Source organism: Vibrio sp. 10N.261.52.A1 (assembly GCF_002876325.1).
Lineage (GTDB): Bacteria > Pseudomonadota > Gammaproteobacteria > Enterobacterales > Vibrionaceae > Vibrio > Vibrio chagasii.
This window is the reverse complement of sequence record NZ_MCYD01000006.1, coordinates 1-231: the sequence shown is the minus strand read 5'-3', so window position 1 is coordinate 231 and position 231 is coordinate 1. Positions and strand designations below refer to the sequence as shown.

The following is a 231-nucleotide window of genomic DNA, read 5'->3' as shown; positions in this document are numbered from 1 at the left end:
CTCTTTAGGGTTTCCTTGTGAACTCCTGATATTGCGAATACTGATATCGAAAACCGTGCGCTCTTAGCTCAGCTGGATAGAGTACCTGGCTACGAACCAGGCGGTCGGAGGTTCGAATCCTCCAGAGCGCGCCACTATTTAGGGTTTGCTTCTAATAAGAATGTGAATCCCGATATTGATAAATCGTTCGTCGAGAATTAATATCAAAACCGTGCGTCCTTAGCTCAGCTG

Annotated in this window: 1 tRNA gene; it reads left to right on the top strand. The window is 46.3% G+C overall.

The window, feature by feature from the left end:
- The first annotated feature begins 57 nt into the window (after positions 1–57).
- Positions 58–134, top strand: a tRNA-Arg gene (locus BCT81_RS00120).
- Positions 135–231: the final 97 nt, after the last annotated feature.